Source organism: Desulfoluna sp. CLI2B (assembly GCF_056847375.1).
In genome coordinates, this window is sequence record NZ_CP186557.1 from 1,143,499 (window position 1) to 1,170,084 (window position 26,586).

Genomic DNA, 26,586 nt, shown 5'->3' on the forward strand with positions numbered 1-26,586 from the left:
CTGGGATTAATTAAAAAAAAAGTTTTGTTCCTATCTCGAAGGAATCCTTCGAAAAATCGTAATTGGCTTAGGTGTGAAGCGTTGGATGAGGAGCTTTCTGTTACCTTGGGCGATGATGATGTTCGGCGGTCAGGGCAGTGGGTGGAAAACACTGAGTTGTATCGTGACAAGTGTTTGTGTCTCTTGCCATGGATCGTTATGTCGATGTGGCGAGATGAAAATAGCATTTGCCCGGCACACTTGTTCTTTCCCATAACACATAGCTCATGGGCATTGTGATAGCCCCTGAGCCTGCATGCGCAGCCCTGCCGTCGCAGGTGGCTCACGTGGCCCCTGCGGCATCGGTTTTTTTTCATTTGGTTTGGTTTTATTCCCTGATAGTGAGGGCGAGCTTTCCTTCTGCCGGGGTGCGCGGCATCACCGGTAAACCTCTATCCGGTGGCCAGCGACCCCTAAAGCGCCTCTGTATATGGCTATATACAGTAAAACTAGAAAAGTAAATCTTTGACGTAACTTCAAAGGCATCTCGGTTTGGCAGGGGCAAGGTGTTGGGGTGGGCTTTTGCTTTTCCAGATGTTGCATTTTTGATGTCAGTGATTTAGAATTATTCAACTTTTCCTTCGCCTTCGAGAAAGGACCCGCCCATGAATCCTCCGCTCAACATTGCCGTCATAGGTGCCGGTGTGTCCGGGATCACAGCGGCCTGCCTGTTGCAAGACCACCACAAGGTAACCCTTTATGAAAGGAACGGGTATATCGGCGGTCACACCCATACGGTGGTGATCGACCGGGGACCCGACGCCGGAACGCCTGTCGACACGGGCTTTATCGTGATGAACAACAGGACGTATCCTCTTTTCACGAAGCTTCTTTCCCGTCTCAAGGTGCCCCTTGTAGAGACGGATATGTCCTTCAGCTATACCTGTCGGCGCACCGGTCTGGAGTATGCCTCCACCAGCCTCAACACACTGTTTGCCCAGCGGGAAAATGTGTTGAGGCCGTCGTTTTGGCGATTTTTATGGGGCGTGCGTGCTCTGATGCAGGCCATACGAAAGGATTTGGCAGATGGGCGGCTTGCTGGTGTTACCCTCGGGGAGTACCTGACGGGGGAAGGGGTCAGCCGTGAGGTTGTCGATCGTTTTGTTCTGCCCATGGCAGCTGCGATCTGGTCGGCACCGGATGCTCAGATGGCCGAGTTCCCCATGGAGACCTTTGCACGGTTTTATGAGAACCACGGGTTGTTGACCTTGACCGAGCACCCTCAGTGGTCGGTGGTGTCCGGGGGCAGCCACAGCTATGTGAAGGCCTTTTTGAACGGATTTACAGGAAGGGTGGTGGAGGGGACGCCCGTCACGGGCATTCGGCGGACGGAATCAGGAGTGATGGTCACGGCGGAAGGGGCGCACCCGGAGACCTTTGACCGGGTGGTGGTGGCTGCCCATGCGGATGAAGCCTTCAGGATGCTGGAGGATCCTTCCGAGGAGGAGACCCGGCTGCTTTCACCCTGGCGTTATGCCTCCAACCGGGTGATTCTCCATACCGATGCTTCCCTGCTCCCGTCGCGGGCCAGGGCCCGGGCTTCCTGGAACTATATCCGTGAGGCGGGCTCCGGGCATGGAGAGCCCATTACAGTCACATATTTCATGAACCGATTGCAGCACTTGAAGACACACGAGACCTGGTGCGTCACCCTGAACCCTGCAAAGGAGATTCCGATTTCATCCGTTCACAGGGAGCTGCTCTACGATCATCCGTTGTTTACCTTTGAGTCTGTTGCCACCCAGGAGGGGCTCAAGGCGTTGAACGGGAAGCGGGATACCTATTTCTGCGGAAGCTACTTCGGATACGGTTTTCACGAGGACGCTGTCCGGTCAGCCGTGGACGTGGCCTCGGAATTGGGGGGAATACTGTGAATTCATGCATCATCAAAGGAGTTGTCGAGCATGCTCGCCTGAAACCGGTGGCGCATCGATTCCGGTATCCGGTGTATCTGTACTGTTTTGATCTTGATGAGTTGGAGTCCTTAGACCGGCGTTTGCCTTTTTTCGGGTACAACCGACGTCGCCCGGTATCCCTTTACGATGACAGGTACCTGGATAGCGGCTCCGGGAGTATCAAGGAGAAGCTGTACCGCTATCTTAAGGAGAGAGGCTGCCATGACACGGTTCGGCAGGTCATGCTCATCACCTCACCAAGTTACTTCAATCGTGTGTTCAACCCCGTGAGTTTTTATTATTGCCTCGCCGAAGACCGCCGACCGGTGTGTATCGTGGCCGAAGTCAACAACACCTTCGGGGACAGGCATTTGTACCTGTTGACCAAAGACGAGGAGGTGTCCGCCGGCCCCGCATCGGGCTTTCCTGTGGAATACACGGCCCCCAAGGCTTTTCATGTCTCTCCATTTAATAACATGGAGGGAACCTACCGGTTTTACATCTCGTCACCCGATGGAAAGCTGTCCATCAAGATTCTCCTGATGCGTGACGGGGATAAGGTCCTGTCCGCCTCCCTCAAGGGAGAGAGCATCCCCCTGACGCAGAAAAATCAGTTGCGGACCCTGATCTCACGTCCCGTGATGCCGTGGAAAACCGTCCCGCGCATCTTGAGGGAAGCCCTGCGCCTCTTTGCCGGTAAGAAGTTGCCTGTTTTTGATCGCCCTGTCCCCAAAAGTTCCATGACCATTCGGCACAGGGGGGGGACGATTCTGGAACGGCTCTGTGAAAAACAGGTGCTGGGGCTGCTCCGACGTATCGGAAACGGGTGCGTTACGGTTCGTTTTCCGGGTGCCATGAAGGGTCCGTCGGGTGGCATTCAAAGGGTGTATGGTGATACATCCTCATCTCTTCAGGCCAACCTGAGCATTGCAGATCCCAGGTTTTATCCGCGCGTGGTCCTGGGCAGCGACATCGGTTTCGGGGAGAGTTTCATGGAGGGGATGTGGACGAGTGATAACCCGGCAGACTTGATTCGAATCCTTATCCGCAACATGGACACGGCGACGGATTCCCAGCTGCCCCTGGCCTGGCTGGCCCATGGCATGGGGCGTTTGCTGGACCGGGCCCGCCACAATACCCTGACGGGCAGTCAAAGGAATATCCGAAAGCATTACGACCTGAGCAACGATTTTTTTGCCCTGTTTTTAGACGAGACCATGACCTATTCGGCGGCGCTCCACAACGAGCCGGGCGAGACCCTTGAAGCAGCTCAGAGGAGCAAGCTGCACCATCTGATCGACAAGGCGCGGATTTCACCGGACCATCATGTGCTGGAGATTGGGTTCGGGTGGGGTTCCTTTGCGGTGGAGGCGGTGAAACGCACCGGGTGCCGGGTCACAGGGATAACCCTGTCCGAAGCTCAGCACGCCTTTGCCCTTCAGAAGGTCAGGGAGGAGGGGTTGGAGGATCGCATCACCCTGCTCATCAAGGACTACAGGAAGATGTCCGGGGCGTTTGACAGGGTCGTCTCCATCGAGATGCTGGAGGCCGTCGGCCACAGGTTCTTGGGGACTTTTTTCCGGCAGTGCGACAGGCTGTTGACACCGGAGGGCCTCGTGGTGCTCCAGGTGATCACCGTGCCGGACCAGCGCTACGATGCGTATCGGACCCACGAGGACTGGATCCAGCGCCATGTCTTCCCCGGAGGTCACTTGCCGTCCCTTTCCGTGCTCTCCCGGGCCATGACCCGATCGTCACGGCTCATCGTGGAGCACCTTGAGAACATCGGCCCACATTATGCCCGGACCCTCAAGGCCTGGCGGGAGCGTTTCCTTGCCAACGCAGACAAGCTTGCCGCTCTGGGGTTCGACGAGGTGTTCAAGCGGAAGTGGCTCTTCTACCTTGCCTGCTGTGAAGCCCAGTTTGCCGAGCGGTCCCTGGCGAACCTGCAGCTGGTGCTGAATCGCCCGGGAGGAGCAGGCTCGGGGTAGGCGTGGTTTCGAAGCCCCACAAACAAAAAGCCTCCGGCAGTGTTGCCGGAGGCTTTTTTATTACGGAGTTGCTGCACCCTTAAAAAGGATCAGTTCCCGGATGCTTTTTTTCTTTTAAGCCGGGATATACCCAGGAGGCCCACTCCGAGGCCGAGGAGAACAGCCGTGGCCGGTTCGGGAACCGGGGCCGTTGTCGGTGAAGGGGCCGTCTCCAGGGTGACCGTGGCAAAGATGTCGGCATCGCCTTCGCTCCAGCAGGGGCCGTGGGGGCCTGTCCACATGGAGCTTGAGAATGTGGCGTCGCTCAGTTCGATGGCGAATCGCCCTCCGTTTCCAAAGTCCACATACACAGGGTCATCCCAGATGACCTGCCAGCCTTGCTTAAACTCGAATTTTCCCGAAAATCCGGTGGATTCTCCGGATATATCCTGGGTGATGTCCGGGAGGTCAAAATCCATGTACGCCGTGACCTCCATGGCCTTGAGGTCATCCTCATTGATCCAGCTCTCGTGTGTTCCCATGTGTGCAAACTTGAAGCTGAAGGATTCTCCCGGGTCCAGTAAAAAAGCCTGGGATGAAACCGACTGGTAGATTTCGGCCCACATGGTCAGTCCCTGGGTGGTTTTGGAGACATCGATGGATGAGGCGTCACCCATTTCAAAGGTGTAAGGTGTCGCCATGGCGGAGCCGCAGGTCAGCAGCATGGAAAAGAGGAAGCATAAAATCCGGATCGGTCTGCTCATTGGGTCTGGTCCCTTCGTGTGTCCATGGGCAAGGGCAGTCAAGCCCCCTTGCCGGTGAATGGTTTTTAGTGTTTGTCAGTGTTCCGTTTCAGTCAGTGGGTAGTAAATGAGCAAGGCCTTCCTTGTTATGTATGGAAGGCCTGTTGGTTGACTCATTTGTGGGGTAATATAGCAAAATATATGCCACGGAAGATGGATGATAAATGCCTATGATCAGGAAAGGTTAACGGGGGACGGAAGAAAAGTGTGTAATGAGTTACATGATTTGATGGGTAGTGGAGCGGACAGTGGGAAGCGCGGTTATACCATGGCCTTTGGGCTCTGATAGTTTATGGGGCCACGATGGGGTAGGCGCAACAAACCGTTATTCCTGGTGGTTTATGTGTCATGGTCTGGATACGGGCAACCAGCCTTCTGTATGGGCTGAAGAGGGGCTGGCGGTTATGCCTGAACATGTGTCGGAGGAGGGAGGATCGCTCCGGCAGGGCAGACATGCCGGAGCGACGCATAAAGCAAGCGACCGAGATCTGTCCGGGGGCGCCTGGACAGGTCTCGGGTCGAGTACGGTCAGCACTCGTTTCGGATCAGAGCCTGGAAGGCTTCCCGAACCCTGGCCGTGTCGGGGCCGGGGGTGCCGGTTCCGATGGTCCGGCCGTCGATGGTGGTGACGGGGATCATCTCGGCGGCGGTTCCCGTAAGGAAGCACTCATCGGCGGTGTAGAGATCGTACAGGGTGGACGGGGTTGCCCGTGTCTCCATGCCGATGCCTTTGGCTGCCTCAATGACGGCGTCCCGGGTGATGCCCTTGAGGGCTCCCTGATCGGACGCAGGGGTCAGGAGAACCCCGTCCCGGATGTAGAAGATGTTGTCTCCGGTGCATTCGGCCACCTTGCCCTCGCGGTTGAGGAGGATCGCTTCCAGGCACCCGGCCTGCTGGGCCTCTAGCTTGGCCATGATGTTGTTGAGGTAGTTGAGGGATTTGATCCTCGGGTCCACGGCGTCCGGGCTGTTTCGGCGGGTGGAGGCGGTGATTACCTTGATTCCCCTGGTGTAATGCTCTTCAGGGTAGAGGATGATGTCGTCCACGATGACAATGACGGACGCCTCAGGGCAGGTGGCAGGGTTGATGCCGAGGTCGCCCACCCCCCGGGTAATCACCAGGCGGATGTACCCGTCGGTTTTTTCATTTTTGGCCACGGCTTCGCGCAGCAGCTCCGCCATCTCTTCTTCGCTCATGGGGATGGTGAGCAGGATGGCCCGTGCGCTGTCGTAGAGTCTGCGCACGTGCTCCTTCAATCGGAAAATGGTTCCGTTGTAAATGCGAATGCCTTCGAAAACCCCGTCTCCGTAAAGAAGCCCATGGTCAAAGACCGAGATTTTTGCGTCCTCTTTTCCAACCCAGTTGCTGTCGATGTATATCTGCATGGAAGTCTCCTTGGTTTCCCGTTGGGGGTTTTTTTGAAACGTGTTACGCCAGATCGGTGTCGTTGAATATATCCCGCAGGTGGTGATAGCGGTCTCCGAAGGTGTCATGGAGAAGGCCGTCGAAGCGGCGGACGATCTTCATGATGTAGATGTCGTGTTTGATGTAGTCCTCGGCCAGGGTGATGAATCCCTGGTTGAGGCTCCATGCCCCCTCCACGCGGTTGGTATTGGTGATGGTGGCCACGATGGCCGCCGTGGCGTCTGTCACCAGCACAAAACCCCGCCCCCCTTTCTCTTCGAAGAGGGTGTCTTCGATGGGGTGCTCGAAGATGCGGCCCGCCGCTGTTTTAATCTCTCCGAAGTGGACGGTGGCAATGCGGACACCCCGGGCTTCGGCCTGGGACAGAGCTGGCTCCAGAGTGGCCGCTTCGTCGGGCCAGGTGGAGAGTAGCAGACTCTCTTTGGCGCCTTCGATCATCCGCTCGGCCTTGTCGATGAGCACGTCGTACTCAGTGATGTTCCAGATGAAGGAGACGTCGTCGGCCTTGACCGAGAGCTGCTTTAGGCCCTCTTCAAGGGTGTCGAAGGTTCGGTGGAAAAAGCGGCGCCTGCTCTCCACGAACTCCTCGGGCGGTGTGCCCACGTACTTTTTTTTGCGTCCTTCGCCTTCCACAAAGACAACGCGTTTTTCCACAAGGCGCCCCAGGATCTCATAGATCTTGGATGACGGAATGCCTGATGCCTGGGAGAGTTCATACGCAGAGGCCGGTTGCACCGCCAGAAGGTGCACGTAGGCCTTGGCTTCGTATTCGGAAAATCCCAGGGCTGTGATTTGTGGGATAATATTATTAACTACCATAGTAGTTAATATTGCGCTGAAGGGCCTTGTCTGTCAACGGAAAAATGAGGACGCCCGCAGGGTGAATCATTCAGGGGATGGGGGGCAGGGCCCTGGGCTCCGGGCACCGGAAGGGATTTGAGGCACAAAAAAAGGCGGATCGTGTCAAACGATCCGCCTTGCTCCCGTCGTGTTGGTCCGAAGGATTCACACTTGGTCAAACCAGTCATTGGTGCTTTTGGGAAGGACCCATTTGTTCTTGGCCTTCATCACCACAAAGGATTCGCAGGACTCGATGTCCCCTAAGGCGGGAAGGTCCTTGGTCATGAACTCATAAAGGGCGGGCATTTCCGGGACCACCACCTCGATGAAGATATCGAAGCGTCCCGTGACCACCATGGCCGAGTGGACCTGTTTGAGTTTTGAGATCTGCTCCAGCCTCTCTTCAAGTTTGGTGCCGTCGACGATCTTGAACGCCACAATGGCCATGATGAGGTCTTCGGTTTTAAAAATATCGATGAGCCCGGCGATCTTGAGAACCCCGGAGCTGAGCATACGCTTCATCCTCGAGTAGAGGGTGGGTGGGGTGACGCCCAAGTGCTCCACAAGCTTGTTCACCGGCATGCGGCCATCGAGGCTTAGCTGTTTGATCAGGGTACGATCCGTGGCGTCGAGTTGTGATTTCATGGTCAGTCCTTTGCGGGGAAATCAAGGGTTTCCACCGATTTATATGTTTACAGCTGCGTCGTCATCGGCGCATGGCGTTCGAATTATTTTTTCATCATATCAGAATGGTTTTCACCCCGAAATGCCAAATTAAGGATTCCTTGCAGGGGAAGATAAGAACTGGCAAAAGGCGAAGGAAAAAAACGACGAAGAGACTATGCATCGGATACCGGAAATATTTGACGTGATTTGGGTGAGATATTGAAAAGAAGGCACTATAAGTACTTATAGTGAAGTGCTTGACAGTGTGCGTGGTGAACGTTAAATTCTGAATTTGATGATTGAATAGTTCTCTGTGACTATGAAATGCCCTTTGTTTTGTGTCGATCGTGGTGGTGGGTGCTTATGAATCAATAACTGAAAGAGACATGCTATGTGGAAAAAAATGTCAGTCGTATTGGTAGCTGCCTTGTGCCTATGTGGATGCGGGAACTCAGAGAAAGAGGCCCGGACCCTTTTGAATCAGGCTATTATCGAGTGGGATAACGGAGATATTGAAAGTGCGATAGGTACGTTTAAGCGCATTGAGTCAGAATATCTTAATACACAGGTAGCCACGGCAGCCATTAATGAAAAAGCACAACGTATGGCGGAGTATACACAAGACTTTACTCCTGAGGCGAACAGAAAGAAGAATCGCGGACGGCTTTCACGGCAGGTGCTTCATGCCGTTGATTATTATTATCAATCACACGGTGAGTACCCGGCAGATCTTTCATCGTTGGATTTTTTTATGCGTCAAGATAACGGCAAATATCTTTCGTTGTGCGACTACAAGACAAATCCTTTTGGTGTTGGCTATCGACTTGACTGTGGGAAAGCGGATGAGGTTTATAAAAAAGATATCATCAAGTCACGAAGAAGGACCTCGTGTGAAGAGGATATTAAATCAGCCAGGGATTACCCCAAAGCCAATTCTACATGGGGGCGAAAATTAAACCCTGCGGGTGTTGTTCCTGAGAAAGGCTTTTCCGCATTTTACATAGACACGAACAACCCGGGGCATTGCATTGCCCAGGAGGCTGTTGAAGATATCAGTATTAACTACATTTATGATGATTTTCATGGCATCAGCTCGGAAAATTTCGGGGCGTACTGGGTGGGGTATATTTATGTTTCGGAAAAAGAGACTAAACGAATTGCTGTGAATCAGGGTTGGTCAAAGACGCGTCTTATCATTGATGGGGCTGTCGTATACACTGGTGGCTCAAAAAAGGAATGCCTGCTTAATTTTGAGCCGGGAAAACATCTCGTAGAGGTCGAATACGTCAATAATTGGCATACAACGGAGTTTTCAGTCGGGTTTTTCGAAAACGTTCAAAGGCTATCCTACAAAGAGATCAAGGAACGCTTGGAAGAGAGTATCTCAGAAGAGTACGAACTCCATTTTGCAGGGCTCTATGAAAGCTCAAGTAAAGATCTTTCTGTAAACCTGTCCATAAAAAAAACTCCAGGCCGGTGGTTTTGGTTTTAAACTCGTACAGCCCTGTTAAGTGGAAAGTCTCTAATCCATTTCAAACAGATATTCGTGCCATTGTGTGCTGTTCGTATGGCCCAGGGTCACAGGTTGTCGGTGATTTAGGCACCTCCACACTTCTACTGCTATCTGATAAGTCGATCGGTACCTATAAAGTTGTGCCCAAGTGCACCTGTATGGCAGGTCACTTCCATTGTGAAGGGCGCGGCTTACTCTCTACCATAAAAAAGTTGGAGCAAATAAGCCGTTACAGGCTGTCCGGGTTTGTGGGGAAATATTCTGCGTCAGCGTTGACAGTTCCCGACATTACGGTTGACGACCCGTATATTCATATGTTGGAGGCAAAGGCTGAGGAGATCAATCGGCTCAGGGAATCCTGCAAAAAAGACAACGATCCGGATTTTGAAAATATGTAATTTCTCTTCAGAGGATTTGGCCCTATGGGACATCCTCTAAAAAGTTTAGCCTCCGGCAGGGCCGCCGGAGGCCTAAGCTGAATAGTTACTGTTTTTTATCCCAACACCCTGATTCCGATCTGAAGAACAAGGCCTGCCATGACGCCAGCGGCCACATCGTCCATGACCACCCCTGCGCCGCCGGGCAGGAGTTTTTCCAGGGTGCGCACCGGAACCGGCTTGAGGATGTCGAAGAAGCGGAAAAGAAGGAACCCGGCCAGGGCCACTTTCCAGGTAAGGGCAACCCCTGCAAAGGTGACGAACATGCCTGCAAACTCGTCGATGACCACGCAGGAGGGGTCTTTTTCCCCCAGGAGTTTCACGGCCTCTTCGGCCACCACCACAGAGAAGATCACCAGGGCCGTGACGAGGAGAAACGAAAAGGGCGTACCAAAGGCAAGGCCGGAGAGCCAGATCAGGACGCAGAAGGGCAGGGCGGCGGCGCTGCCGAAGGTTCCGGGGGAGAAGGGGGCCTTGCCGGAGCCGAAGCCCGTGGCAAGTAAGAGAATGTGCTTGTCAGAGAGCCGCATCATGTCAGTCCTTTTGTGGTGTTTGTATAACCTGTTTGTCTAACGTATCTAAAGCCTGGCCCCCGGCAGGGCCGCCGGAGGCATCGTTTAGTTCAGCAGGGCCTGGGCTGCACCCAAGGCTTCGGTGTAGATCTCAGCCAGGGAGCAACCCTTTTGATCGGCCAGGGCTTTGCAGGCCTCGTATTCCGGTGTGATCCGGCGTGAACCACCCGGGAGCGTCACCTCTTTGGCGGCCACCTCCCCGGAGGGGCAGGCCAGGGTGATGGCCTTTCGGGTCAGGGTGGTGCGGCTGAGGCGCTGCCAGCGGACCCCGATGGTGGTAGTCTCGGAAAGGATCTTTTCCGTGAGGTGTTTTCGGTCCTCTTCCCGGCAGAGGCAGGAAAGCTGGCTGGCGGGCCGGTTTTTTTTCATCTGGATGGGGGTGAACCAGACATCCAGTGCTCCGGCATGTAGCAGGGTCTCCATGGCATGGCCGAGGATCTCCGGGCTCATGTCGTCGATGTTGCAGGAGAGCTCCACCACGGTTTCGGCCGATTCGGACGTCTCGCACAGTACCATGCGCACAAGGTTGGGGAGGCCCTTGGTCTCGCGTTTTCCCGCTCCGTAGCCCACGGCGGCCATCACCCGCTCGGGCATGGGGCCAAAGTGGTCGGTCAGCTCGGCGGCCAGGGCCGCGCCCGTGGGGGTGAGGACCTCACATCCGGCGTCGTTTCCGTAGACTGGGATTCCTTTGAGGATCTCCAGGGTTGCCGGGGCGGGCACGGGAAGCTCTCCGTGGGCGCAGGTCACCGTGCCGCTTCCCAGGGGCAGGGGAGAGCAGCTGACGGATGTGACGCCCAGGTAATCCAGGGCCAGGATCACGCCAACAATGTCTGCCACGGCATCGATGCCCCCCACTTCGTGGAAGTGCACGGTGTCGATGTCGCAGCCGTGGATTTTGGCTTCGGCCACGGCAATGCGGTGGAACACGCAAAGGGCGCGCTCTTTTACCGCATCCTTTAAAGGAGAACCCTGGATGAGAGTCCGGATTTTTCGGTAATCCAGGGCGTGATGGTGGTGATGGTCTCCGTGGTGGTGGCTGTGGCTGTGATCGTGCACCGTCACGTTTACAGCATGGATCCCCCGTTTGAGAACCTTCTCGCAGGTGATATCGAACCGGTCCTCAAGGAGCGGTGTGAGCTGCTCCTTGAGCCAGTCCACCGGCACCCCCAGGTCCATGAGGGCGCCCAGGGCCATGTCTCCGCTGAGGCCGGAAAAACAGTCCATGTGAAGGTGCATGATCAGGCTCCCTGCTTGGCGTGGTTGCCGAGAATGGTGCAGAGAAGCTCGGCACATGCGGTCATGTCTGCCAGGGTAATGGACTCGTTGACGGTGTGGACGTCGGTCATGCCCGTGCCCAGAACCCCTGCGGTGATGCCCTTACCGAAGAAGATATTGGCATCAGAGCCGCCACCCACGCGCTGGGTGACAATGGTGCGTCCCAGGGCCTTGCCTGCTTTCTGGGCCAGGGCGACCACGGCGTGGTCGTGGGGAACGCTGGTGCCGGGGAAGTCTTCGTTTACATCGATGTCAAAGCTGGGCAGGGTCTCGTCATCGCCTCCCCCTGCACGGACCACGGCCTCACGGAAGGCGGTGTGGATGCTCTCCACGATGGCATCGAGCTTTTCTTTGCTGTGGCTTCGGGCTTCACCGGTGATCTCCACACAGTCAGGCACGATGTTGGTGGCAGAGCCCCCTTCGATTTTTCCGATGTTGCAGGTGGTTTCTGAATCAATTCGGCCGCAGGTGATGCGGGTGATGGCGTCCGATGCCACGGCAATGGCGCTGACCCCTTTTTCTGGCTCCATGCCGGCGTGGGCAGACAATCCGTGGACTGTAACGGTATAATGCACGGCAAAGGGGGCGTTGGTCACCACAGCCTCGGTGTCCTTGGAATCCAGGATGTAGCCCATTTTTGATTTTAACGCCTTGGTGTCGAAATGCTTGGCCCCCAGAAGGCCGATCTCTTCGCAGACCGTAAAGACAATTTCAACGGGGGGGCGGGGCAGGTCTTTTTCGATGAGGGTCTCCATCACCTCCAGGATGATGGCCAGGGCGCTTTTGTCGTCTCCGCCCAGCACGGTTTCACCTGCGCTTCGGAACACACCGTCTTCAAGGACCACCTTGATGCCTTCACCGGGGACCACGGTGTCCATGTGGCCGCTCAGCAGCATGGGATCCACGTCCGCTGTGCCGGAAAAACGGGCAAAAATGTTGCCGGTCTGGCTTCCGCATGTTGTGTGGGCGTCGTCAAAGGAGACTTCGGCACCCAGGGCCTTGAGCTCCTCTGCCAGCATGTCGGCCATGGCCTTTTCGTTGCGTGAGGGGCTGTCGGTTTCGGCAAAGCGGATGAATCGTTGGGTCAGTCTGTCTGTATTGATCATGGATGTCATGCTCCCATGTGGATGGTTTGTGTCACAGAAAAAAGAGCCTGGGGCGGCGAGGTACAACGTCGTCGGGCTTTTGAACTGCTCGGGTAAGGCGGGCTGTTTCGATGGTTTAAGAAGCATCCTGTCGGGCAGGGCCCTTCAGCTCCCTTAACAATATCCCTCGACATTACCCGATGGGCGGCCGCGTTTCAACGGGAAAAAAGCCCGGCGGGGCCCTTGAAAAACGTTGACAACGTCACCATATTGCGGGTAAGGTCTCGCACGAAAACACACACTGAAACGCATGGAAGCACGCAGCGTTCTGGTGATGCTCCCGGACTTCAAATCCGGTGTGGGGCGTTAACACCGTCCCGGGTGGGTTCGATTCCCATGTGCTTCCGCCACATATATAATGTTTTTAGATCTTTGTCCCTCGGGATACAGATTGAAAACAGATTTAAAAAAGGGCACCCAAATTTGGGTGCCCTTTTTGCGTTTGGTGGTCATGAAATAATCAATCTTGGATACGTGTAGGATGGGCAAAGCGGAGCGTGCCCATCGGGTGCCGGAAGTGCCATCACCTTCCCATACGTCTGACGTTTCAAAACCTGTAACGGGTTGTTTTGAGGTGAGGGCTCTTTCAGCCCCTAACACTTCGATGCATCGATCAATACCTTCAGCAACCTACAGCCGCCAGATACAAGTAGGAAGGGCAAAGCGGAGCGTGCCCATCTGGTGCCGGAAGCTCCATCACCTTCCCATGCGTCTGACGTTTCAAAACCTGTAACGGTTTGTTTTAAGGTGAGGGTGGTGAGGGCTCTTTCAGCCCCTAACCCTTCGATGCCTCGATCAATACCTTCAGCAACCTACAGCCGCCAGATACATGTAGGATGGGCAAAACGGAGCGTGCCCATCTGGTGTCGGAAGTTCCACCACCTTCCCATGGGCCTGACGTTTCAAAACCTGTAACGGTTTGTTTTAAGGTAAGGGTGGTGAGGGCTCTTTCAGTCCCTAACCCTTCGACGCATCAATCAATACCTTCAGCAACCTACAACCGCCAGATACATGTAGGATGGGCAAAGCGGAGCGTGCCCATCTGGTGCCGGAAGTTCCATCGCCTTCCCATGCGTCTGACGTTTCTGAAGCAGGTAGTGGGTTTGGGGTGAGTGTCATGTGTGTGGTCAGGATATAACGTAACTGTATAGAACCAATTTTAAACTTTTATCGATGTCAAGGCCTCCCTATCTCCACTCCATTTATCTCGACTGGTATTAGATATAGTTCCAAGAGTCATCAGTCATCATTTCAAGATATCAAAAATATCAAATGTGTAGGTTTGACCCCTTCATCCGAAAATCATTGTGAAATGGAATTCTCAGAATTGATTTTTTCGAATATTTTTGAAATTAAGGCTGGATCATTATAAAGAATTTGATGATTATTCCATGATGGCTCATGCCAATATTTATTTTCTTTAGGTGTTCTGTACCCACCATACGTGCCACTTGAGCTTTTTTTCCTCATTAACAAATTTCCTTCCCTTCTCCATATGTAACCAATATCAAATGATCCAGTAGTGCCTGTATTTTTGCAATTATATCTAATATCAAAAATTTTAAAGCCTTTGATTTTTGAAGGGAGAGATCTTTTTAAATAGTCGATATGTTCATAGATTTGACGTTCTAAGTCATCACTATTTCGACAAATATTTAAGCTAAGTGTACAGCAAAATGTATAGTCTCCAACGAAAGCTGTCGTTTGAATGGGGCTGTAATAGTCCGGGATTATGGTGCTCATATTTAGCTTGAAAAAATCTTTAGTAATTTTGGATAGGTAAGGTATATACTTCAGTGCCATAAAAGAATCAGCATTTTCAAATATCTTATAATTAACGCCAAATCTTTCAGCTAACTCTTTTCCAAGAGAATTAAATCTTTTAGGACTATACGAAGCTGAATTCATAACCTCTCTACTATAAAAAGCATATATTATTTCTATTTCATTTTGAGAGAAATTGTTCAAAAATTCATATCCATAGTGCGTCGGTGCACTTTTTAAACTTTCATGCCACCATTCTTTAAAGTCGTTTGTTTTTTGGTTGTTTTCACTCTGAATGTCTTCAAAGCTTTTGTGGTCTTCACTACACGCAAAAAGGAAAAGACAACATAGTAGCATTGTGAAAATTGAAAATACTGTATTTTTCATTGAATAACTCTCTGTGGTGTAATTTAAATTAGGTAGTTAGAGATTGTTAAGTAGTTTATGCTCATCAAAATCTAACCTGGGGTCTTGGGGGCAGACGTACACATATGACACAACCTTTTTTAACTCTTTCGTAAATTTAGACTTCTGCCGGAATGCGGAATTGGTGGATCCGAAGAGCAGTGCATCACGCTTCAGGACACAATGCCATCAGTCCTATCTCTTAACGGTTTTGAAATATTGTATGCTTATAAATTTAGACACAAATGCTATAGGTTATGTCTGTTTGTCAAATGTGTAGGTCTGACCCCTTTCCACAATTATGTGCTCTTCATTGTTTGTACTAAAATACAGGGACATATGAGCCATAAGCCCAAATGACTGTGCCAACAATTGTAAGTGTTATTCCTTTGATTTCACTTCGTAGTTCTTTTTCTAAACGAACTCTTGCTCTCTCTTGATGTTGTTTTCGTATTTTTTCAGCTTCTTCTGGAGATAAAGGACCACCAGTAAGGCCAGTACTATTGGCAATAATGTTTTCTTGGTTCAAGAATTTTTCAATAGTAGTGAAACGAATTGTAGAAAACAAGCCAAAGACGGTCATCACAGCACCGGATGCTGCAAATAGGTTCATATCAGTTTTCTGTTGTCCAAGGTAAAAACTAACGCAACAAAAACCAATGACTAAAACAACAGTGAGCCATGAATTTAGGACATCAAGTAAAAACTTATAGATTTTATTCATATTAACTATCTCACTTTCTATACACATAACGCCTTACTCACCGGAAAATTAGGGGCGCAGCGAGTAATTTTTCCGAGTGCAGCAACTTGTTATACGTTACCTGTAACATCTTCGCGGTGTCAAAATTCGGCCAGAAGCGGACATATGGAACATAGCAATAAATGCATGAAAACCGGGTCAAATATTTCGGGATTACACATGGCAAAGTTTTAATATTTCATTGATTGACTGCACAGTTATGTTCAAGCTATTTTCTGTCGCCCGATATCGGCTTCCCCAGTCTTTATATTGAGTTTGGTAACTGCATAAAACAGATCTTGGTGTTCCGGCTAGATCTTCACTAAATCTGTCTTGTAAATGACGTTCTACATGGTCAAGTTTGAGAGAACGATCTGTCGCCAAAAGGTATTTTGCGTTTTTACCGATCCCTTTACGAACATCTAGGTCGCAAACTTCAAGCAGATCGTGAAGCGCGGACAATGACTGGTCATCAAACTCATTGAATACATATTCATCCGTTGTGATAGGTCCATCATAATCTGACACATGGACATCCAGTACATAAAGAAAGTGTTTTTTTCCCGCACCATTAGGAAGCGAACCAAGCGCTTTTTCTACCCGCCGTTCATAGGAGAGTTTGCTGAATGGGTTTCGCATTGTGTCTCGGAAGAAGGGAGATTCTCCACCTTTCGAAACGTAATCGTCGCCGCAAGTCCAAGTGATTTTGCTTCCAGATAGATCACCGCGTCCAACGACTGTGCAATCATACATCCCGTACCCGAGGTCTTTATCAACTTGGATCAACTGCACAGAAGATATTTCCAAACACTCGGTTACGAGGTTGGGACGAATTGCAACGTTCCAGCCGCCGAAATTTGCCACGCTGGGATAGAGAATTTGCTCAAATCTGTCACTTTCCAGCATAAGAGAGCTGTACAACGCAGTTGCGCGATATTCTCCATTATTTAAAACAATCTTTCGAAACTGGTCGGCAATAAAAGCATCAAACACAATTTGTTTGGTAGCATCTTCAGGTGCTGTTTTCTCTATTAGTTCCCTCGCTGCCTTAGCCTGGTTGTCGTGCAGAGCTGTTAGCAGTGGCGGCGCTGAGTTGTGCCTTCGGTAGTAGTCCAGCCAGCCGACAATCACGGTATCGAGTTGAATGTCTTTTTTGGGTGACAACTCCAGTACCTGATAAACTTTTCCTTCCTCTGCATTACTTTCCAGAAGCGCTGTTTCGATATCCAGCGCTGCGTAATAAGCCGAGTTTTCTTTGGTGTTGCATCGACCATACCGGTCGTGTGGTGGCTTCTTCGCTACGAGACCAGAAAGATTCGTTTCAAGGTGGCCTTCGAGGGCTTCTCGAATACGAAAGCTATGCGCATTCAATTTCCATGTATTCAACAGGCTCCCGTTCATCATGTTTGTGAGGTGCGTTCTAACTTTGGTGTCTGACATATCTGCAAGGGAGGAGTCTTTGAGAAGGCTAATCACAGCCAGCATTTCATCAAGTGTATAGGGTAAGTATTTGTTATTAGACATTTTGGCGGCTCTATGAGTGTGCGGTGCTCAAACTTCGATTCGATTTTAACCTACCTATAGTGCTTTCTTCGTGACATTAAGATTAACAAATGTCCGCTTTGGGTCGAAATCAGACTTACTACGCCCACCGTATAAATGCTACGCTCAGGGGCGTCAAAAAGTGAAGCGAGGAACGAGCGCAGCTTTTTGGCGTCCCCTGCAGCGAGTAGTTGGGCGTACTCATATAATTAAAACAAAAATTCTAAACCTTTTATTAATCCAGCTCTGAATGTCTCAATACCTATAAATTTTGTACCGTTCTTAAGCCACACGATAGCCTTTGATTGTATTGACGGCTTTGGCTTTCTTTGGATGTAGGACGATATCGCTTCATAAAGTTCTTTGAATCCGTGTATGAGATCTGCGCTCTCCAGTTGAGCTATTTCGACATCACTGATTAGATCATTATCATAACGAAAAAACACCACGCAAGGAAGTGAAGCTCGGTCTTCTACACCTAAAGCGGCAAGAAAATTAATATTGAATGTATCTATAGCGTGGCGTGTGCCTGTATCTGTGTGAAGGTAGAATACGCTCAGTTCGTTGCCAGATAACCGATCAAGCTTTGCAAACACACCCTGATTTTGAAGAATATGGCGAATTGCCTCATCCGTAAAATCATAAAAAATGAAAGCAAATGCTTTAGCCCTTCCTTCTTTTTTATGTTCAGAGCAAATCGTATCAAAACGATTTAAAAAAGAGTCTAAACCATGTCCTATACCGTTACCCAAACCTTGTTCATATATTGGAATCATAATATTGCTCCAATTAAAGAAGACTCCTAAGTTGCCCAACAATTATTATCCGACATTTTTGTCCGATAATCCCCTCTCAAGGACAAATATGGTCAAAACTGTCGGATATTACACTTAATTCAAGGATTATCCGACAAAAATGTCTGATAATCCGTATAATTCATGATTTTTCGGACATCCTGTCATGCTGTTCTGTGTACAGAAGAGAACAATGTCCTAATCGAAATCCATGATCTCAAAATCGGCAATTTCTATTGACTGGATAGTCAACGATATATCAGCTATTTATCATCACAGAATTAAATTCTTACTCCTTGATAGACATAATTGCAAGGAAGGATAAAAAAAGACCCGGCATGCAAACATTGAAAATGTAAACCGGGCCAGATGGAAGGGTCTGGTCACTCGAAGAAGTTGATACCATCGAGTGGTATAGGAAGGGGACTTGTGGTTGAATTGAGAGCGCCATGCTTTGGGATCTGAAAGGTCAGTGGAGAGTCCGGATAATGCATAACTCACGGTACGGCATCCCATGTTGGCATTTACCGCATCCATTGCTTTCATCAGGGCCGAAGACTGGCCCCGGTCTACTTTATCAAAGAGGAGTTGTTGTTCTGGTTTTTCCTGGGCCAGCTCCCGCATATGGATTCCCAGCTTTTTGAAAGGTAGGTCTTCCCGGTAAATTTCGGTAAAGGACGCAAGGGCCCCCTTGATAATTTCCGGGCTGTCGGAAGTTGGCACCGGAAACCTAAAGGAGGTCTTGTTGTAATAAAAATCAGCCTTCTGGAATCTGTTGCTCATCGCATAGACATCCATCACGCTTGCCCGAAGCCCATTCTTGCGCAGCTTTTCTGCAGCCCGTTGGGCATAGGAGGTGAGGGGTGTTGAGCCCCGAACTTTTATACCGCCAACCATCCTAGGCCTTGACCAAAGCGGTGGCTGCCTGTTTAGAAACGTCATAAGTTAAAGGTCGGCTAAAAAAAGGGCACCTCAATTGGGGTGCCCTTTTTGCGTTTGATTTGCATGGAATAATCCACCGTGGAGGAGGGTAGGCCGGGCAAATCAAAGTGTGCCAATCCAATGCCAAAAGCGCCATCACCTTCCCCGCATTTTATCCTGCTCCTCCTTATAAATTGCCGCCATCCGATCAATCTTGGCATACTGCCGGGCCAGGAGGTCTTCGGTGATGGTTCGGATTCCCCATTTTTTGAAGTCGATCTGAAGGCCGTTTCCTCCTGGCGCTTCTGCCTCATCCAGTTCCGCGTGAAAAGCCCCCACAGATTTCAACAGACGGTGGATGTCTTTGATGGAGTCGCACAGCTCCGAAATTTCGGAGCCTTCGAACATTCCCGGTGACGTGGTCATGGTGAACTCCCAATGAATTAGGTGATAGGGAAAGAAGGGCAAAGAAAAACAGGGGGGGCATTCAAGAAGTCGGGAATAGGCCATAGCATTTGCCCGAAGTCATCGGCACTTATGGCTGTACCTGAAAAGCCAAATGCACCGATACACCGGAACCGTAGCGTATGGAACGCAGGGTCTTGCTATGACCTACCCCCTCTGGCCTTGCCCCTGTACCCTGATGATTCCTTCCCCCAAAAAAATCGGGAAAAGGGACAAGGCTGCCCCAAAAGGCAAAAGAGCCCTTCAGGCATCGGGAAAGGGAAAACGCACCTTCGGTGAGATGAGGAGGAAAAGAGGCAGAACTCCTTCATTGCCAGTGCAGCTCGAAGACGCGCAGAGTTCCGAAGGGGCGTTTTCCCCGCCGTCAGTCAGAAACGCACGTGTTCATAGGCCATTTGAATCGGCAATGATGGTGGTAAACGTGGCGCGGGATGCCGCGCATGAAGGAAAATACGACTTGAAATGGATCGGGGGCTGGTGTAAAAAACCGCTTAGCCATAACGACCTCCGTGTTAGGTTGTTTTGGTCAGGCCTGGCAGGATGTGTCCGCATCCTGTCGGGTCGCCTTTCAATGATAATAACTAGTTATTACGATCAACCATAAATTCATCCTCTCGGTGTGTCAATAGTTTTTTTGTCGTTATATTCCATGGTTATTCATTTCAAAATCCATAGAAATAACCCGCCACCCGCACCGGCCCCCCTCCACAACCTGTCATAGCCCTATACGCGTATGATCGGCAAAGCGGAGCGTGCTCATCTGATGCCTTGCCCTTGCATAAAATATCCGGTTTGGGACGTGCTTTCCCTGGTCCCGTCCACCCGCCATTAGAGAATTCCACTCTTTTTACTCAAGTTGTTTCAAAACTATAGTCCGCTACGTGGGCTCGCCCGATCTTTGTTCGTGGAATGAAAAATCGAGCTTGCGATTATGCGAAAGTCTTGCTACAAAATGGGCTCTTTGTTTCTGTGTATAGAAACAAATGGCTGGTATCTTTTGCTCGGACGTGTTTTTGAGGGCGGTTGGCGCTCCGTGGTCTATGTGACTCATATTTTGGGATTGAGGAGGGGTTGTGAGAGGTAAATTGTTGGTAGGGTTCGTGGGGATGGTTGTGGGGATGCTCGCTACTGTTGGTGGGGCGATGGCGTATGATATGCCAAGTGTGAACTTGGGATTCACAAGCTTTCTGGACGGGGGGCCGCCATCGGGGCCGGGGTTTTATTACTCTCAGTATGTGCAATACTACGAGTCTGATTCACTGAAAAATGCCCAGGGGGATGCGGCATTGCCGGACGGTGCCGATGAGAATCTTGATATCTGGATATCCATGTCTCAGTTTATTTATCAGTCGGATCAGCCTGTTTTCCTGGGGGGCAAATGGGGTGTGAATGTGATGATCCCGGTGGTTGGGCTGGATATGTCTTACGCCATGGATGCGCCCTTTCCTGAAGACAATGGCACCGGGCTCGGAGATGTTCTTGTGGGGCCGTTTATTCAGTGGGATCCCATCATGGGGGCCAATGGGCCGAAATTCATGCATCGGATTGAGCTTCAGGTTACCTTTCCCACGGGAAAATATGATTCTGACAAGGAACTGAACCCAGGCTCCAACACCTATACATTCAACCCCTATTGGGCATTTACCGCCTTTCTGACGCCAAAGCTCACCGTTTCAGCTCGGCTTCACTATCTTTATAACTTTAAAAATGATGACCCCAACGATGGATTGGTTGGTGTGACGGAGACCCGGGCCGGGGATGCCTTCCATGCGAACTTTACAACGGCCTATGAGGTGATTCCCGGTCGGCTCCGGCTCGGGCTGAACGGGTATTATCTCAACCAGTATCAAGATACAGAATATGATGGCAAACGTATCGACGGCACTGCCGAGAAAGTCTTTGCCATCGGTCCTGGCGGTGTGCTCCATCTGGGCAAGGATGATAACCTTCTCGTCAACGTTTACTTTGAATCGGGCGCTGAAAACCGAACGGAAGGCAACCGATACAATGTGCGTTACGTGCATCATTTCTAGTTGAGGGCTCCAGCCGGAAGCCCTCTTTACGCCCCCCCCCTCCAACCCGCCCCGGGATCATGTGGTCCCGGGGTGGTTAGCCCGGATATTTCATGAGAAAACAATCAGTCAAAATGTAAATCGACGTTTGCTGTTTGATTTTCTCACCCTTCGGGCGAGCCAAGTGCACCCATCTTCTGCGTTATTAGAGCTTTGAGATAAACAACGACATCTGCAGCTCTGATGCCTTGAATATGGGTGCACTCGACTTGTGAAATATCCGGGTTAGGGGAGAATAGATTCCACGTCTTCCTGATCAGATTTTGTCATGCTCTGCACCACAGATCTGACAGCGTCCTTCTTTCTTTACAGAGCCTTTCTGGCGTCTTTCCCAATAGAACTATGCTTAATCTCCGCAGGGGCATTTGCCGTCGCGGGATCTGTTTTAACGGCTTGTTTTCCAATGGCAAAAGCCATGTCGTGGCGCTATAATAGGAAAAATGGGCATAAGCTCATATCAACCGAACCCGTGTGGCTTGCGTTCATGAAATGAACGGAGAACATCGGGTCACCTGCACGTCGCTTCGCCCCTGCACGAATCCAGTGTGTTCTGAGACAGAGCCTGGGGTTTGCGTGATTTGTTCTACTGCTGCCAGAAAATAACCAGCCTTCAGCTAATCAAACTTCAATACGTCGGGAATGGTCGGATGACGACAGGTGTTGTCTATGCCGACCCTATGGGACTGCCTGTGATGAGCGCACACAACAAAAAAAATTACCGATTTAAGTGGTGGTGGGTCGCGTTGACAGGCTTAACGCTGGTTGTGATCATTGCGTTGAGCATCCTGAACATGAACATCAATTCAATTGCGCACACCCAGATCCATAAACTCCTGAATACCTACCTGGCAGGTGGCGGATCCCTTGATGCCATCGATGTTGAGTTGGCAGAGGGGCGAGTGGAAGTCAAGGGACTTACCATCAATTCGCAACAACAGTTCGGATCAACACCGCTTCTGCATCTTGAGACGTTGGTGCTGGACGTCAAGCTGATCTCGCTGCTTGTTGGCTCTCTTACTGCAGAAGAGCTCGTGCTGAAAGACCTGTCCATCGTCGTCATACGTGATGACGAGGGAAACGTGAGTGTTCAGAATATCGTGAAGCCAGGCAAAGCAGATGCAGAACCTGATACCGAACCCCCTGTGGACCCTGATGGGAGTGGGGTGTCCATTCCCTCTATTGGCATAGATTCCATACGTTTTGAAAGCATCCGCATTTCACTTATCGATGGCCTTTCGAAGCAGCAATGGTCTTCTGAGTTGCAACTTGATCTGGCTGTGGATGACCTGCAGCTCCGTGATGTGATGCAGGGGGATATCCTTTGCGGCAAGATCATGTTTGCCTTGAGTGGGCTCAGGGTGGACCAACCACCCGGCTTTGATATGGAGCCGTTTGCCGGCCTGGACAGGTTGGAGATTCACAGTGACGGGCTGGATTTTGGGGCACCGGAAATGGTGATTGAGAGTGTCCGGGTAAAGGGGCCTTCGTTATCCCTGATTGTCCAGGAAGACGGCGCATCCAATTGGCAGCGCCTGGGGCAGATCTTTGGCGGGCCGGTGGAAGAACCGGACATCGTTGAGCCGCCAAAAGAGGAACCCGGCATACTCAAACGATTGATCGGCATGTTGAAGGGGCGGAGGGGCAAAGCAGATGAACAGGTTACGGAAGTGGCGCCCAGCGAGCCCTCCACCGAAACCAAACGGCCGGTTATCATGTTTAAAAAAGTCCGGCTGGAAGACGGGGCTCTGACGTATCAGAATGATTCCCTGCCCAAAAAAGGCATCGCTTTACCGATAAAAGACATTGAACTCAACATCAGTGGGCTGCGCTTGTTTGACACCAGGGAAGAGAGCCCACCGGCCTCTGTCTCGGGATCATTTGCGCTTAGCCAGCCTGAAGATCATCCAACGGCATACCTGGGCCTTTTAGGGTCAATTGGCCATGTCGGGGTCGGTTTCCCCCTGATAAACGCCCAGGTTCGGGTGACAGGTTTCAAGCTGGACACATTGGGTGCCATGGTTCCATCGGCAACACGGAAGGCTATAGGAGCCACCGGCCTTGATGCCGACATCGGGCTTGCGGTTAACACAGAGTCGCTGCACCTTAACTCCTCGATACTGACCGACAGAAATGTGAAGTATAATACCATCAAGATTACGGGCCCCCTCAATGCTCCCAAAGTGCAAATGGATAAAATTCTGCTTGGGGTTGTTGGCCGTTTATCCGGTGGCATTTTCAGGCTGGGAAAAGATAGCATTCATGCGGGGGCTGACATTGCTTCCGGAGGTGTCGAGGTGACAAAGGGGCTGGGCAGTGCTGCCCTGAATATAGGCAAAAGTATTCTAAAAGGTGCCCGTGGTGTTGGTGCCGGAGTCGTAACCTGGGACAAAGAACAAATAAAATCTGGGTTCACGGATTCTACGTCGGGTACGGTTATTGTTACCGTTGATTCTGCCAGGAACGTGGGAAGTTCCACGGTACAGGGGGGCGCGAGCTCATACTCCAGCCTGAAAGGCGGGGCCAGGTTGAATGCGTGGAATCAGGGGATACCGGCACGCCATGAAGCGGCCATGGAAAGGGCACAGAATGCTCTGGAAACAATGCCTTACCCGCCTGTTACGGAATGACGGCTTACAAAATGGAGTCAACCGGTTAATCTCTCGACTGGTTATGCGCTTTGCTTTCAGGGGCAAAATAAATGTGCAACGAATGCCGCTGCGCTTTAACCCGGGGGACGAGGGGTAAAGCGCAGGGGCAACCAGCTTTCAAGGTGGCTCACCTTGCCGCCGGAGGCATTGCTTTTTGTCCTTTTCCTGAATCCTTACCCAGCCATCTTCATGGGTTTTTCGTGTAAGGATTCATCGGGTGGTGAAAGGATTCGGTTGAGAATCAACCCTCGACCGGGAATGATGAGCAAAAGGGCCGTGGCCGTCAGTGCGGAGAAGAGGATGATGTATCCGGTCTGGTCGCACAATACGCCCATGACGGACATCACGATAAACGAAATGATATGATTGGACGCGCATAGCACGGCGAAGTTTGTGGCGGACTGGGGGCCAGCGCTGACTTTCATGATCAGGTTGTAAGCCAGGACCATCATCATGCCCATCATCAGGTACTCAACGGCAAACATCACGGATGCCTCATGGATGGATGGGTGTTGAAGTTTGAGCAACCCTACGGACCACAAACCCACGACAGCCGACATGAGGCATCCCGCAACAAACACCTTTCCTTCGCCCATCCGCTTGATACAGGCCCCTCCGATAACAGACCCGAGAATGGACATGGGAGTGCCGAAGTACATCATGAGCTTGCCGATATCATCTGTGTTGAATCCCTTGTCCACCAGCATGGGGAACCGGAGCTGGCTTCCCGCCCGCATGATCAGTGAGCTGATTATCAGGAACATCACGACATACAGGAATGATCCGGTCCTGACAAATGCCAGGGCACTTGGACGGTTGTCCTCGGCACGTTGGTCTGTTTCTGCCGAGGTGAGGGGCTTGATCTCGCCATGCAGTAAAACAGGCACGGTCAACAGGCAGTAGAGGCCGGTGAGCGCCATGAAGGTATGACTCCAGCCCGACGATTCATACAGCCTTATGAAAAAGCTTGATCCGATGAGCATCCCGGTCCAATAGCCAGACATCTGTATGGTGTTGCCCATGGGCATTTCATGGGGCTGTAAGATATCCGTGGCGTATCCATCGACGGCAATGTCTGCGGTGGATGTGCACAGGTTGAGGAAAAACACCACCATGAGTACTTTGTCAAGCTGGGTTTGGGGATCCAGAAACGACAGAACGGGCAATGCAAGGCAGGTCAGGATCATGAAAGGGGCAAACCAGCTTTTACGGCGCCCCAGCCAGGGAAAGTGCCAGCGGTCAACCTGTGATGCGTAGAGAAATTTTAAGGCCCAGGGGCTGTATACCAAAACAGAAAAACCGATTTCACTGAGACCGAACCCCTGCTTCCGCATGAGAATTGGCAGCAGAACCCAGGTTAAGCCGGTATAGATGTTCTGCAGCATATACATGACAAACAAAAGAGTCATTTTAAACTGGATCGTTGGGTGCTTCATGATGGGTATAAGGCCTTTCTGGCTATGTCCAATTCCATGGGCATCATGGGGGTTTGGATGGTCTGGCTGCGGACTGTTTGAAAGCCGGTACGGACCATGGCGCCTGCGATAACGCCCTGGTTCATGCCGAAATCATGGCCCATGAGCGCTGAGGGAAGCTGGTCCAGCACATAGTGTCCGGGCTGTGTGCGTTCACAGGTCAGTCCATCGGCGATGCTGACAAAGTAACCTCCTGGATTTAGGGATTCATATATTTTTTGTATGAGGCTGTCAATGTTCGGTTTGGCAAAGTTGAGCGTTGTGCTTGCCCATATCAGGTCGTATTTTCCGCCAATGGGGTCCTCGTTGTAATCACCCCCCATGGTCGTGATGCGATTTTCAATGTGATGCTCTTTGATGAACTGCTCAGCAATACGGGCAACGGCCGGTTGATCAAAGATGACCCCGTTCATGGTGGGATGTGCTTTGACAAGGGCTATCCCTATGATCCCGGGGCCTCCCCCCAAATCCAGCATGGTTTTAAACGAGGAAAATTCCGGAATGGCCGAGACAATCTCAACGGCCTGTTGGGCTGCCCCGGCTCTCTGGTAGTTGGCCATTGACACGGCATACCGGGCCCAGACCTCTTCATCTCCCATGTCTGTCTCTTTTGAGGGCAGGGGAGGACCTTTTTTGACCAGCGCTGAGAGGTCGGCAATGGCACGTTCCCGCATGGACGCTATTTGCCTGAGCATGTCGCTGAAGCATGTCGGGCTCCCTTCCACAAGGGAGGTTTGTGTAAAAGGCGTGTTCTGGTATAGATGGTTGCTTTTTGTCACCAAGCCCATGGCTGTGAGGCCATTTAAAAAGAGCCTGGTATTTTCGAGGTGGGTTCCCAGGGCCTCAGCCACCTCACGGGATGATCTGGGTTCCTTCAGCTGATTAAACACCTTCAGCTCCATGCCGACGAACAGAAGCTTTGATTGAACCGGGCCCGTCATTATTTCATACAGCGTGCTAAAATCTGCGTCTGTTTTCGGGGAATAGGGCATGATGCCGCTCCTTATGTAAGTCTCTATCGTTACGTAGAAAGCCTAAATGTGAGGCCTTTGCCTGGCCTGGGGATTGTGAGGGCCGGGTGCTCCGGTAGGTGGAAAAGAGGGGCACCCGGCTTGTCCGTAGGGCAACAATATCGCGTTGAAAACGGTAACTTACTTTTTGCGCCCAGAGACGTCGG

Annotated in this window: 20 protein-coding genes and 1 tRNA gene; 6 read left to right on the forward strand and 15 right to left on the reverse strand. The window is 51.4% G+C overall.

All coding sequences use genetic code 11. The annotated features are described in order from the left end of the window. Positions 1–644 precede the first annotated feature (644 nt). Both ACOYW2_RS05700 and ACOYW2_RS05705 read left to right on the forward strand, forming a co-directional pair. Positions 645–1,913: an NAD(P)/FAD-dependent oxidoreductase gene (locus tag ACOYW2_RS05700; RefSeq protein WP_482769715.1), complete on the forward strand. Its 1,269-nt coding sequence runs from the start codon at positions 645–647 to the stop codon at positions 1,911–1,913. Beyond that, positions 1,910–3,925 (forward strand): DUF1365 family protein, encoded by a 2,016-nt coding sequence (locus tag ACOYW2_RS05705; RefSeq protein ID WP_482769716.1) that lies wholly within the window; start codon positions 1,910–1,912, stop codon positions 3,923–3,925. Before ACOYW2_RS05700 ends, ACOYW2_RS05705 begins: the two co-directional genes overlap by 4 nt. An 89-nt stretch (positions 3,926–4,014) precedes the next feature. Here ACOYW2_RS05705 and ACOYW2_RS05710 read toward each other — a convergent pair whose 3' ends face one another. From ACOYW2_RS05710 to ACOYW2_RS05725, 4 genes are all read right to left on the reverse strand, one after another. Then, positions 4,015–4,668 carry a PEP-CTERM sorting domain-containing protein gene (locus tag ACOYW2_RS05710; RefSeq protein ID WP_482769717.1) on the reverse strand — a complete coding sequence of 218 codons (654 nt, stop codon included), beginning with the start codon at positions 4,666–4,668 and terminating at the stop codon, positions 4,015–4,017. A gap of 567 nt (positions 4,669–5,235) precedes the next feature. Further along, a complete protein-coding gene (ilvE, locus tag ACOYW2_RS05715) occupies positions 5,236–6,093 on the reverse strand; it encodes a branched-chain-amino-acid transaminase (protein ID WP_482769718.1) in 858 nt (285 codons plus the stop codon). A 43-nt stretch (positions 6,094–6,136) separates the two neighbouring features. Next, complete coding sequence (locus ACOYW2_RS05720; protein ID WP_180145999.1) at positions 6,137–6,952, reverse strand: TrmB family transcriptional regulator; 816 nt, start codon at positions 6,950–6,952, stop codon at positions 6,137–6,139. A 186-nt stretch (positions 6,953–7,138) separates the two neighbouring features. Beyond that, the gene (locus ACOYW2_RS05725; RefSeq protein WP_180146003.1) at positions 7,139–7,618 is read right to left on the reverse strand and encodes an Lrp/AsnC family transcriptional regulator; all 480 of its coding nucleotides are present in this window, start codon (positions 7,616–7,618) and stop codon (positions 7,139–7,141) included. 412 nt (positions 7,619–8,030) lie between these two features. Here ACOYW2_RS05725 and ACOYW2_RS05730 point away from each other — a divergent pair, with 412 nt between their 5' ends. Continuing rightward, on the forward strand, positions 8,031–9,131 hold the full coding sequence (locus ACOYW2_RS05730) for a hypothetical protein (RefSeq protein ID WP_482769719.1): 1,101 nt from the start codon (positions 8,031–8,033) through the stop codon (positions 9,129–9,131). 514 nt (positions 9,132–9,645) lie between these two features. Here the strand turns inward: ACOYW2_RS05730 and ACOYW2_RS05735 are convergent. The 3 genes from ACOYW2_RS05735 to ACOYW2_RS05745 all read right to left on the reverse strand — a co-directional run bounded on the left by ACOYW2_RS05735 (position 9,646) and on the right by ACOYW2_RS05745 (position 12,542). After that, positions 9,646–10,122, reverse strand: a complete 477-nt coding sequence (locus ACOYW2_RS05735) for a phosphatidylglycerophosphatase A family protein (RefSeq protein ID WP_482422079.1) — start codon at positions 10,120–10,122, stop codon at positions 9,646–9,648. A gap of 84 nt (positions 10,123–10,206) precedes the next feature. After that, complete coding sequence (larC, locus tag ACOYW2_RS05740) at positions 10,207–11,397, reverse strand: nickel pincer cofactor biosynthesis protein LarC (protein WP_482769720.1); 1,191 nt, start codon at positions 11,395–11,397, stop codon at positions 10,207–10,209. A gap of 2 nt (positions 11,398–11,399) precedes the next feature. Continuing rightward, positions 11,400–12,542 (reverse strand): M20/M25/M40 family metallo-hydrolase, encoded by a 1,143-nt coding sequence (locus tag ACOYW2_RS05745; protein WP_482769721.1) that lies wholly within the window; start codon positions 12,540–12,542, stop codon positions 11,400–11,402. Positions 12,543–12,833: 291 nt separating this feature from the next. Between ACOYW2_RS05745 and ACOYW2_RS05750 the strand changes: the two genes are divergently transcribed. Further along, a tRNA-Sec gene (locus ACOYW2_RS05750) sits at positions 12,834–12,931 on the forward strand. Positions 12,932–13,883: 952 nt separating this feature from the next. On the opposite strand, the gene ACOYW2_RS05755 is transcribed toward ACOYW2_RS05750, so the two are convergent. The 6 genes from ACOYW2_RS05755 to ACOYW2_RS05780 form a co-directional block, all read right to left on the reverse strand. Continuing rightward, positions 13,884–14,732: a hypothetical protein gene (locus tag ACOYW2_RS05755; protein ID WP_482769722.1), complete on the reverse strand. Its 849-nt coding sequence runs from the start codon at positions 14,730–14,732 to the stop codon at positions 13,884–13,886. A gap of 340 nt (positions 14,733–15,072) precedes the next feature. Next, a complete protein-coding gene (locus ACOYW2_RS05760; protein WP_482769723.1) occupies positions 15,073–15,474 on the reverse strand; it encodes a hypothetical protein in 402 nt (133 codons plus the stop codon). A 192-nt stretch (positions 15,475–15,666) separates the two neighbouring features. Further along, positions 15,667–17,016: an RES family NAD+ phosphorylase gene (locus ACOYW2_RS05765; protein ID WP_482769724.1), complete on the reverse strand. Its 1,350-nt coding sequence runs from the start codon at positions 17,014–17,016 to the stop codon at positions 15,667–15,669. A 227-nt stretch (positions 17,017–17,243) separates the two neighbouring features. Then, on the reverse strand, positions 17,244–17,810 hold the full coding sequence (locus tag ACOYW2_RS05770) for a hypothetical protein (RefSeq protein WP_482769725.1): 567 nt from the start codon (positions 17,808–17,810) through the stop codon (positions 17,244–17,246). A 291-nt stretch (positions 17,811–18,101) separates the two neighbouring features. Then, complete coding sequence (locus ACOYW2_RS05775) at positions 18,102–18,725, reverse strand: DUF4113 domain-containing protein (protein ID WP_482769726.1); 624 nt, start codon at positions 18,723–18,725, stop codon at positions 18,102–18,104. A 180-nt stretch (positions 18,726–18,905) separates the two neighbouring features. Continuing rightward, positions 18,906–19,175: a hypothetical protein gene (locus ACOYW2_RS05780; protein ID WP_482769727.1), complete on the reverse strand. Its 270-nt coding sequence runs from the start codon at positions 19,173–19,175 to the stop codon at positions 18,906–18,908. A gap of 1,112 nt (positions 19,176–20,287) precedes the next feature. On the opposite strand from ACOYW2_RS05780, the gene ACOYW2_RS05785 reads away from it, so the two are divergent. After that, entirely contained in the window at positions 20,288–21,247 is a 960-nt protein-coding gene (locus ACOYW2_RS05785; RefSeq protein ID WP_482769728.1) for a SphA family protein, read from the forward strand. Positions 21,248–21,933: 686 nt separating this feature from the next. Then, on the forward strand, positions 21,934–23,913 hold the full coding sequence (locus ACOYW2_RS05790; RefSeq protein WP_482769729.1) for a DUF748 domain-containing protein: 1,980 nt from the start codon (positions 21,934–21,936) through the stop codon (positions 23,911–23,913). Between the two features lie 194 nt (positions 23,914–24,107). Here ACOYW2_RS05790 and ACOYW2_RS05795 read toward each other — a convergent pair whose 3' ends face one another. Further along, positions 24,108–25,370, reverse strand: coding sequence for an MFS transporter (locus tag ACOYW2_RS05795; RefSeq protein ID WP_482769730.1), 1,263 nt, complete (start codon positions 25,368–25,370; stop codon positions 24,108–24,110). Then, positions 25,367–26,401 (reverse strand): methyltransferase, encoded by a 1,035-nt coding sequence (locus ACOYW2_RS05800; RefSeq protein ID WP_482769731.1) that lies wholly within the window; start codon positions 26,399–26,401, stop codon positions 25,367–25,369. Before ACOYW2_RS05800 ends, ACOYW2_RS05795 begins: the two co-directional genes overlap by 4 nt. Between the last annotated feature and the right edge of the window lie 185 nt (positions 26,402–26,586).